The sequence below is a fragment of the Clostridium guangxiense genome, assembly GCF_021043395.1.
Classification (GTDB): Bacteria; Bacillota; Clostridia; order Clostridiales; family Clostridiaceae; genus Clostridium_S; species Clostridium_S guangxiense.
Genome location: NZ_JAJNKE010000074.1, coordinates 1 through 6,357, shown reverse-complemented (window position 1 = coordinate 6,357; position 6,357 = coordinate 1). Strand labels below are relative to the sequence as shown.

General features: G+C 27.2%; 8 protein-coding genes. 2 read left to right on the top strand and 6 right to left on the bottom strand.

From position 1 onward, the window contains the following. Nucleotides 1–130 precede the first annotated feature (130 nt). From LQK79_RS20425 to LQK79_RS20410, 4 genes are all read right to left on the bottom strand, one after another. Nucleotides 131–1,429, bottom strand: coding sequence for a type IV secretory system conjugative DNA transfer family protein (locus LQK79_RS20425; RefSeq protein ID WP_231017724.1), 1,299 nt, complete (start codon nt 1,427–1,429; stop codon nt 131–133). Nucleotides 1,430–1,585: 156 nt separating this feature from the next. Next, nucleotides 1,586–1,756 carry a hypothetical protein gene (locus LQK79_RS20420; RefSeq protein ID WP_198150050.1) on the bottom strand — a complete coding sequence of 57 codons (171 nt, stop codon included), beginning with the start codon at nt 1,754–1,756 and terminating at the stop codon, nt 1,586–1,588. Between the two features lie 391 nt (nt 1,757–2,147). Further along, on the bottom strand, nt 2,148–2,555 hold the full coding sequence (locus LQK79_RS20415; RefSeq protein WP_231017722.1) for a hypothetical protein: 408 nt from the start codon (nt 2,553–2,555) through the stop codon (nt 2,148–2,150). Then, nucleotides 2,552–3,154 carry a VanZ family protein gene (locus LQK79_RS20410; RefSeq protein ID WP_053242403.1) on the bottom strand — a complete coding sequence of 201 codons (603 nt, stop codon included), beginning with the start codon at nt 3,152–3,154 and terminating at the stop codon, nt 2,552–2,554. Before LQK79_RS20410 ends, LQK79_RS20415 begins: the two co-directional genes overlap by 4 nt. Before the next feature lie 417 nt (nt 3,155–3,571). Between LQK79_RS20410 and LQK79_RS20405 the strand changes: the two genes are divergently transcribed. Next, the gene (locus tag LQK79_RS20405; protein WP_231017721.1) at nt 3,572–4,399 is read left to right on the top strand and encodes a hypothetical protein; all 828 of its coding nucleotides are present in this window, start codon (nt 3,572–3,574) and stop codon (nt 4,397–4,399) included. 52 nt (nt 4,400–4,451) lie between these two features. On the opposite strand, the gene LQK79_RS20400 is transcribed toward LQK79_RS20405, so the two are convergent. Both LQK79_RS20400 and LQK79_RS20395 read right to left on the bottom strand, forming a co-directional pair. Then, entirely contained in the window at nt 4,452–5,132 is a 681-nt protein-coding gene (locus tag LQK79_RS20400) for a VanZ family protein (RefSeq protein WP_231017719.1), read from the bottom strand. Then, complete coding sequence (locus tag LQK79_RS20395) at nt 5,125–5,457, bottom strand: PadR family transcriptional regulator (RefSeq protein WP_231017718.1); 333 nt, start codon at nt 5,455–5,457, stop codon at nt 5,125–5,127. Before LQK79_RS20395 ends, LQK79_RS20400 begins: the two co-directional genes overlap by 8 nt. A gap of 585 nt (nt 5,458–6,042) precedes the next feature. Here LQK79_RS20395 and LQK79_RS20390 point away from each other — a divergent pair. Beyond that, on the top strand, nt 6,043–6,222 hold the full coding sequence (locus LQK79_RS20390; protein WP_231017715.1) for a hypothetical protein: 180 nt from the start codon (nt 6,043–6,045) through the stop codon (nt 6,220–6,222). Nucleotides 6,223–6,357: the final 135 nt, after the last annotated feature.

Genomic DNA, 6,357 nt, shown 5'->3' with positions numbered 1-6,357 from the left:
AGGAGTTTTTTTCTGCTCAACGGCATAAGCCTTTTTTCTTCCACTTGCTTAGCAAGTGGTTTCCTTCGTTACACAAAGAGGAAACCGTAACTTAGTACGGTTTTATAAAATAAAAAACCTTTAAACTAATTTAATCTGCTGCCTCCATGTATTTATCTTGCTCATAATAAATATTTTGTTCATCAACGAAAGGTAACATATTATCTTCAATGATTAAGATCTTACCCTTTTCAATTCTTCTAACTTCGTCTGGAGTAAATAGCTGCTTAGTCATTTTTTTATCCTGGATTATTACTTCCGTTGTTCCGCACAATTTCGAAATATATTCTATGGTTCGAAGATCTGTAAGACTTGGTAACACTGCTTTTGTTTTACAATTGTTTAATATTGATAGTGTATTGAAATGACCATAAATTTGTTCGAGCTGACTAATGCTTTGCAAACACAGTAAAAATGTAATGTCCCTACTTGCTACAGTACTTAAAATTGTAGAAAAGTTTGAGATTAATCCTATATTTGCAAGTTCATCCATAAGGAATGTAATTGACAGTCCTTTTATATCTGTAAGCTGCTCAATAAGTTGGCTATAAATACATGCCATAAGCGGTGCTAAGTAGCTTGATTTGTTTTCTGGATACGAGACATATAGTGCTGTTGGTTGTTCTCGTAATTGTTGAGCTGTAAAATCACTACGGTTTATTGCTAATTTATCTGTAAATAGCTGGAGATTGCTAGCTAATGTACTTTTTATACTTGCCATAGTCTTCGGAGATTCTATACATGTTTTAAAAATGTTATATTGAGATGCTATATTCTCACTGGCATTTGAAAGCACGCTGTCTAGCTCTATTGGATTTGAGCTTATTATAAGATCTAAAGCCTTTGAAATGTTTTTTGTAAGCATAACAGCCGCAGTGAATAATCCTTGGCTGCTCTGTATCCATTCTAGTCCACCTGACTTTTTTCCAGTTTGGAGTTCATATGAAAGTGCTCCATTTATTAAAAGATTTTGAGAAATTTCTATTATTTCTCGGTCATTTTTGCAGTTTTTAATTGGATTGTATTGTATTTTCATATCGAATGGATTGTAAAGAATTGTTTTTCTTCCTATGCTTTCTTGATATTTATGCGTTTTTTCGTAAAGCTCCTGCTTAGGATCTGCAATAACAATGCTGCCTTTTAGATTATTTTCAAGCAAGTTTGGTATAAATACACTTGTAGTTTTACCTTCTCGTGTTGGAGCTACAATAACAGTATGATTTTTCGTATAAGCATTTTTAGATATATGAAGTCCCTCACCTTCTAATATTTTTCCTAGTTTTGCAGTTGCTAGTTTATTTCTGCTTGTGTGACATAGATATGCACCATAAATCCCGCAACATCCTAATGTAAACCATAAAAATTTTTGAATAATAATTAAAAAGTCCACTTAATCACCTTTATAAAATTACTTAATATTGGGAACAATATAATTAGAAAATAAAATATAGTGGAGGGAATAATTTATGATTACTGCATTAACTATAGGCGAAATCGCTTGTGTAGCACTTTCAGTATATTGTTTTTATCATGTTTTTAAGTAAGTCTAGCCGCTTTGGTTAGACTTTTTTAAATGCTTAATATAAAATTCTATAGCATCTTTTACAAAGTCACTTTTCTCCTCTAACCCTTCAACATACGTATATAATTTCATATCTCGTGTTGTTTGCTTAAAACTTACATAAATCCTAGTAGCTTTTTTCTTAACTTTAGGCATAGGTTACGTCTCCTTTACGTTTCTTTTATTATAATATATATGCTGTAAAGTAAGAAAAATGTATGTCCAAACATCATATTTGTTAAATTGTAATTTCAAGAAATTATTCGTTAAATTGTGATTTTATGAAATACACATCGTGGAAGTTTCCTCTGATCTCCAGAAAGAATTTATATATACAAAATGAATCTCTCTAGTTTTTAGGATGAAGTTTTTCTGTCTTTAAATTACTTATTGAGAACAAAAAATATCAGTAGAACTATAATGTCCTACTGATATTTTGCAACATATACGTAATAATAAATTCATGCTTAGTTTATCTTAAAAACGGTTCATTTGTTTAATAAAATTTTATATGATATTGACGTTATTATTTTACATGACATTAGCATTACCTATAATCCCATACTTTTCCATGAAAATCAACTTTATTATAGTTATGTGCTGCTTTAAAATAAAATTTATATGTTCCGTATTGAGGTAAGCTAAATACTAAATCGTCTCCTCCTCCTGTTGCTGTTTGCTCACTATTTTTAACAAAACTATAACCAAACATGCCATGATATTCTAACGCTAAAACTGTTCCATCTTCATATGATTGAAATTCATCATTCCAATGTTCCACATATGCATGTCCAGAAGTTGTCCACGAATCTTGTTCCCATAAACCAACTATAGAAACACCTGTGGCTTTATAAGTATCTAGCAATCCACTATACGCATATGTTTTAAAAGCAGTACCTATTACTGCTAAACCAAAAAATAAGCTTAAGCATAGTATCTTAATTTTACTCTTCATAACGCATCTCCCTTTTTATGTTTTTTATAAAATTCAAATAGTTTTATACCACAATAAAAACCAAGTGTATTTAAAATAATATCATCAATATCCGCAATTCCCCAACTTGCTATATACTGTAAAATTTCAATGCTTGTACAATATACTAAAAAAACTAAAGTTAAAAAGACATTGTTTTTTTTACTTACAGTTTTTCTTATATACACACCTATTGGAATATATGCAATAGCATTACCAACACTCATAATTCCTCCACTTACTGTATTCAAATCTTTGAACATTGAAAGTGGATTAAAATTATACCCTCTTGGAGTTGACAAATCATGAGTTTTAAATAAAGTTAAACTAATAACTAGCAATGAATATGTAATAAATAAAAATAGAAGCTGTTTATCATTTAATTCTTTATTTATTATACATTTTAGCAATATGTAAAGAATACCTGCTATAAATATTCTCAAAACTATAAATCCAATAGGTGACCCAGAGATAAATACAAATATATCATCAAAAACAAAAAAACATAGCAAAACAGACATAGCAAAACAAATTACAACCATAATAAAATTCATTAAATATTTTTTCTTTTTTTGTGTCATTCTATCACCTCTTACATAATATAACATTTATATACAATATAGTCAATATTAAAACTAGTACTTTCATAAATAACTGTAACATACTATTCCGTTTATAATTAATTACGTTAAACACGCATTTTAAGAATAAAAAAATCAGCAGATCACTACAAATTAATACTCTGCTGATTTTTTTATTTATCAATATGTTATTTTAGATACTTATAACTGATTGTAAAAAATTTGCGAATGCCAGATTTCTTTCACCTTCAAACATTAGATGAGTTATATTATGGATTGTTACTTATAATATAGCTTATTTTTACATATAAATAGAAATTTTATCAATAAATATTAATTTAATACAGTAAATTTATTGAAATAATTTAAGTATATGTTAAAATATATAATGTAACTTATCAAAGGGAGGAATAAAAAATGCATAATAATTTTAAAAAAACAATTATAAGTTTATCTCTTATTTTAACAATTGGGCTTTTACCAAAACCTGTTCATGCTGCACCTACTACAACTACTGAAACTAACAATGTCCAAATTGCACTAACTAATTATCTAACGTCAATAAAGAATCAAGATATTGAAAAAGCTTTATCTTATTATGATGACTCACGAGCTGCTAACATCTCTGACAAGAAACAAATTTTAGTAGAAGATCTTAATGATCTTAATCAACAAATTGAATCTTTTACAGTTGATGACAGACAACTTCAACAAGATAATTCTACGATATTATTTGCAAACGTAAAATTTAAAAATAATGAAGTAGACTATATACCATTTCGTGTGAGCAAAGATAACGGCACTTATAAAGTTAAAATTAATGCTGATTTACCTGTAAAAGATCAATTTAAAGTATTAGAACAAGGTACAAAAATAAAAGTTAAAACAGATTCAATATCACCTGCATCTTATTCAAGAAAAGCTACATGGAATTTTTTACTAAGTTCAAGTGATCCTTACGGTCCTGATACTCAATACTCAAGTTCTTTTAGTACAACCGTAGGTAGTTATCTTAAACTTAACCTTAGACAATGGTCAAACTACACAACAGCTAGTATTCAATATGCTCTTGTAAAAAGAGGTTTATTCTCTGACCATGTATATAATAGTATTAACATAAATGGTAATAACCCAGATTCAGGCAGGCAATGTTCATTATATGTTTCTCAAAGTAGCTACCAATTAAGAGTAAGTAATCAAAATGTTGATTTTCCAACAGATAGCTATGGTGAAGTATATGACTAAATGATATACTAAAAGATAAATCAAGGTAAATACACAAGTATTGGTTTATCTTTTAGTTATCTGTACTAAAGAATAATCTCTTTTTAAACACTGTAGTGTAGATAATATATCCAATAATACACCCTACTAAATTCATTATAGCAAAATCAAAATTAAAAACTTTTCCAATAAATATTAACTTTATTATTTGTATAATAACCACAAAAACAATATACATTTTTATATTAGACTTTAACGAATTATAATAATTAAATATAAGCGGAGTAAATATCCCAATTGGAATAAATAAAATTGTATAGGTTATAAGTAAATCTATATAATTTATATTGAAACCATATAAACTTATTCCATTAATTATTCCAATTAATGATTTAAAAGGTATTAAGCTATTTAATATAATAGATTTTCCCGAATTTGGTTCAATACTTGATATTTTTATATAATGACCAAATAAAAAAAACAAATATACAAATGCTGCAACTAAAATAATCTTTTTTGTTCTACTTTTCAAATAAACTTTATTACTTTCTAAAAATTCTTTTATATTTTCACTATCTCCAAACCTTTTTATGGCTAATTCTACTGCCTTATCTTCCGAAACACCATTCTTTATAAATTCTTCTTTTAAAGAATTTATATGATCAATAAATTGAAATTTATATTCATCTTTATCCTTGTTTGATATTTGTAAAGGATTAACTAAGTTGTCAACATACTGACCAATATTAATCATTATTATCCTCCTTTATACATTCCTGAATTAATTTATTAATAACATTCCAATCATCTAATTTTTCCTTTAACTCTTTTTTACCCTGTTCTGTTATTGAAAAATATTTTCTTCGTCCACCTTTGCCGGTTTCACCCCAATGAGAATTCAAAAAATTTTTTTCTTCAAGTCTTTTCAAAGCTGGATATAACGTTCCTTCTCCCATTTCATATAAAGAGTTTGTATAATCTTTGATTTTTTTTGCTATTAAATATCCATATACATCTTTCCTATTACTAAGAGCTAATATTAGAATATCAATACTCCCTTTTAATAATTCCTTATTCATAATTCCTCCATTCTTTATATTTTTATATTATTGAAATTTGACTTATCAATGTTTGATACTATTATAATACCAATTACATCGTATTACAATAGTATTAGTAAATATATTTATATTTTAATAGAAGTATTTGTAGTAACGGAATAATAGCAACAGGAATTACTTTATTTTAAAAATTATCAATCTGTTTCTTTTATCAAAATCCTGGTATTTGAGAATTAATAATTTTATCCAAAATTACTCCTTTCAATCCACTAAAATAGTTATATATAAAGCTATAAACAAGCAACTAAATATAAGTAATAATTCATCAAACAAACATTACCGAACAATATTTATAGGTATCCTTAAATATTGTTCAGTATTTTTTTGTTTTTTACTAGGTTCCATACCAGGATCACAGCCTCATGAAATTCCTGAAACTGAAAAATACGAACTATAATTTTCTTATTATATTTTACAAGTTAGTAGAAATATATGGTATAATATTTATGAGAGAATAAAGTGTTTTTAAGTTGTCATCCTCCAGATTTGCTCTCTTGCAAAGGAGTCGTTGCGGTTAATTGGCAGCAGAGGGGGTGACAGATTTTGAGTGATAAACTTGTATTTGTTGCAATGTTTTGTATAACAGCTTTAATAATAGCTGGAATGTTTTTCTATTCTACTTATAAGAAAGAAAAATTAGAATTAAAGAGCAAAGCAAACATTAAAGACTTAATTAACGCAGAAATCGCAGTAACCGCTGAAGATAAAAAATCAAAAAAATAAAATGTGCCTACTGACATAAGCACATTTTCCAATAAAAACATCCAAACTAAAAAACCGCAACGGCTTCTTTTAAATATATTATATCACATTTTCATAAAAATAAACATAATATTATACTTTCGCGGATTAATATTA